The organism is Spirulina sp. LEGE 11439, from assembly GCF_059821285.1.
This window is the reverse complement of the sequence record NZ_JCAMRX010000102.1, coordinates 1-3,983: the sequence shown is the minus strand read 5'-3', so window position 1 is coordinate 3,983 and position 3,983 is coordinate 1. Positions and strand designations below refer to the sequence as shown.

The 3,983-nt window shown below is 43.7% G+C and carries 1 protein-coding gene and 2 pseudogenes; all 3 read left to right on the top strand.

From position 1 onward, the window contains the following. Positions 1-149 precede the first annotated feature (149 nt). A pseudogene (locus tag AC6RV6_RS29745) lies at positions 150-2,576 on the top strand (DUF642 domain-containing protein); the annotation flags it as partial. 56 nt (positions 2,577-2,632) lie between these two features. Continuing rightward, positions 2,633-2,929: an Ig domain-containing protein gene (locus tag AC6RV6_RS29740; protein ID WP_500244493.1), complete on the top strand. Its 297-nt coding sequence runs from the start codon at positions 2,633-2,635 to the stop codon at positions 2,927-2,929. Between the two features lie 302 nt (positions 2,930-3,231). Then, a pseudogene (locus AC6RV6_RS29735) lies at positions 3,232-3,928 on the top strand (transposase); the annotation flags it as partial. Positions 3,929-3,983 lie beyond the last annotated feature (55 nt).

Genomic DNA, 3,983 nt, shown 5'->3' with positions numbered 1-3,983 from the left:
TACACTCTTTTTACTCTATTATACTCTCTCCGAAGTATTTCGGAGAGGTCTAATGGTCAATTCTCGATACACTGCCCAATCAGACAGAAACCATTGTCAAAGTTAGTGATGGACGAGGTGGAGAGGATCGACAAGTTTTAAATCTCAACTTGGCAGATAATGGAACGATTCGAGGGCAAATTTGGTTGGATTTAGATGAGGATGGAATACAAAATGATAGCGAGACAAGTTTATCTGAATTGGAATTAGTCACTAATGGAAGTTTTGAACCAGATCCTACTTTTCCCGATGCACTTCCAAGAACCAATGTACTTCGCACTCTTCCTCCTCATTTTCCTCCTCATTGGATTATTGAAAACAAAAACAACAGCAGTACATTGGACCCTATTGATTGGGAGTCGCGTGCTTTTTGGCAAGCCTCCGATGGTACGGCGAGTATTGACTTGAATGGATTGTCTCCGGGTAAAATCAGTCAAATACTCAGTACAGAAGAAAATACAACATATCAAGTTATTTTCGATCTCTCTGCCAATCCTGGCATAAGTGGAGAAAGAACCATGCGTGTTCAAACTGTAGATACCTTTGGTAACTCGATCGCATCTGAGATATTTATCGGACTTCCCGGTGATCTCGAAGACATGAATTATCAATCTTATCATTGGGAGTTTACTGCGACTGGGGATGAAACAATATTAGAATTTGTCTCGGAACAGGAAGGATTTTACGGACCAGTTCTTGATAATGTTTCAGTACGAAAAACTTCTTTATTTGATGCTGATACAGGTTTAGAAGGTTGGCGAGTTTATCTCGATGAGAATGATGATGGAGTGCGAGATCCCCATGAGCCTCATACTCTAACAGATGCAGAAGGAAATTATAGTTTTACTGGACTCGATGCAGGAAATTATACCGTGCGGACAGAATCCAAACCGGGTTGGATCGATACATTTCCTGCTTATCAAACTTTTGAGTTGGGCGAAAATATTATTCAAAATGGTAGCTTAGAACCGGATGATTATGAAAATCCTGGTACAGCTCCTCCTCATTGGTCTGTCGTGGATATTGATTGGATATCAGGTTACTGGGAAGCATCAGAGGGCAATTATAGTGTCGATTTAAATGGATTTCGGGCGCAAGGAAAAGTCAGTCAAATTCTCAATACAAAACCGGAAACAACATACCGAGTTATCTTCGATTTATCGGGTAATCCCGATGTGGGGGTCTCCGAAAAACCCATGCAAGTTCGAGCTGCGGGTCAATCTGAAACATTTATTGGTATCCCCAATAGCAGATTTGACATGAACTACCAAACCTACAGTTGGCAGTTTACAACAGCCGAAAACCAAACGGAAACAGAATTAGAATTTATGTCTGAAATTGGGGGATCTTATGGCGCGGCACTCGATAATGTCAGGGTATTTGAGTTAATTCACACAGGTACAGAATCCAAATACGATGTCACCCTTGGACAAGGAGAAATCGTCTCAGATATTGACTTCGGCAAGCGCAAAACCGGAGAAGAAATCCCCAACCGCAACCCCGAATTTAGCAGCGATCCCGTAGAAGTGGCTGGAATCGGGCAACTGTGGGAATATGAAGCCTTTGCCACCGACCCGGACAACGACAATCTCACTTATTTCCTCTCCGTCGCCCCAGAAGGCATGACAGTAGACCCAGAAACCGGAAAATTTGTCTGGACCCCCAGCCTCGAACAAACCGGAACCCACCCCGTGATTATCGGCGTAAATGACGGCAACGGCGGCATCGACCTGCAAAGTTTCTCCATCAACGCAGACATCAACTACGCCCCCGCCATCACCTCCAAACCCCCCACCACCCACCTCAATGCCGGAGAACTCTACGAATATCGGGTTTTAGCACAAGATGCCAACGGAGATGCCTTAACTTTCAGCATTGACCATCCCGATATTGATATCGATGCCGATGGAGTCTTGAAATGGAACAATCCCATATTGGGAGACCATACCATCACCATCACCGTCGATGACGATCGCGGCGGAATCGACACTCAAACTATCACCCTCACAGTCAACGACCAACCCGAAAACACACCCCCGCAAATCCTCTCCGAACCCCGCGAAAATGTCGGCTTCGGTCGTCCCTACATCTACAAAGTCGAAGCCGTAGACGAAGACGGCGACCCATTGACCTACAGCATCACCAACCCTTCAGGACTGGGAATCAGTATCGACGAAAACGGCTGGATTTATTGGACTCCGACAGCATTAGAACACGTCGGAACTCACCCTCTTACCGTCACCGTCGATGACGGCAAAGACAGTGAGGTAACGCAACCCATCAACCTGCAAGTGACAGGACTGCACGACAACCGCGACCCGAAAATAACGGAACTGCCCGAAAATGTGGCAATCGTTGAAGAAGAATACCAGCACTCAATTCAAGGCATTGACCCCGACGGAGACGTAATCTTCTGGAATCTCGAACAAGCCCCCGACGGACTCTCCATCCATCCCGAAACTGGCGTGCTGCACTGGATGCCTGTTCCCGAACAAGTCGGAGACCACGAAGTCACCGTCAAAGTTAGCGATCTTTACGGCGGAGAAAAGAAGAAACCTTTACTCTCACCGTCAGAGGCACAAACAACGCCCCCATTGTCGATTCCGTTCCCCCCACCCTCGGAGCCGTCGGCAAAGAATATCTCTATCCTATCTTGGCAACCGACCCCGAAGGCGACAAGATTGAATTCATCGACAATGGTTTACCCGCAGACATGACCCTTGATGAGAATGGCGTATTGAGTTGGACACCCGCACAAACCGGGTCTTACGATGTCTCTGTCATCATCAAAGACGAACTGGGAGCAGAAACAACGCATACATACACCATCCAAGTTGAAGACAACGCCAGAAATTTACCCCCCGTCATTACCTCCCTTCCCGAAACCTAGGGGCAACGCCCAATAGTGAATACAGCTATCAAGTCACCGCAATCGACCCCGAAGGAGAAACCCCCACTTACTCTCTGATTTCCCAACCCGACAGCACTTACGGCAATATCAATATTGACAGCGTGACAGGACTATTAACTTGGACACCCAACGAAGCCGCCCAAACCGAAGGCAACCATACCGTAGGCCTTGCTGAAAAAGAGCAAAAAGATTGAAGGATAAGGCTCAGAGAAGCAAAAAACGGTAAAAAATTGAGAAATAAAGAGGTAAAATAGGAAAAACTCTTGTATTTGTCAAAAAAAATGTACCGAAAAGTCAAAAAAGAAGAACAAAAAGTACAAACATTTGAATTACCATGTAATGGAAAGTTATGTGAAGAAAATCGATGGGTAATAATGTCGAATCTAATTCCGTGGGCAGAGTTGGAGGAGGAATATGCAAAAAACTTTGCCGAAAAAATGGGAGCGCCGGGGAAACCATTTAGAATGGCACTAGGAGCATTGATAATCAAGGAAAAATTAGGAATAAGTGATAGAGAAACAGTAGAGCAAATTAAAGAAAACCCATATTTACAATATTTTATAGGTCGAGAAAATTATATTAATGAAACTCCATTTGATGCGTCAATGATGGTACATTTTCGAGAAAGAATAGGGTTAGAATTGGTGAATAAAATAAACCAAAAAATGGTCAAAAAAGCAAGAGAAGAAGAAAAAAATCATAGATATTTTCCATGAATGCCGAAAAGAGAAATTAGAAAAGAAGCCAAAAACCTATCGAAATAAAGCGAGAAAAGATTACCTATCTGTGGTCAAAAAACGCAAAATATCACGAAAAGAAAGAAGAAAAGCAGTGAAGAAACAACTACAATATATCAAAAGAAACTTACAGCATATTGAGAAATTTTTAGAGAAAGGGGTTGACTTGCAGAATTTGAGTCATCGGCAATATAGAAGATTTTTAGTAGCCAATGAAATCTATCGACAACAAGAATGGATGGGGAGCAGGTCAGTTTTGTAAGAACAAATATATTGAAAAGCTACAAAGCATTATT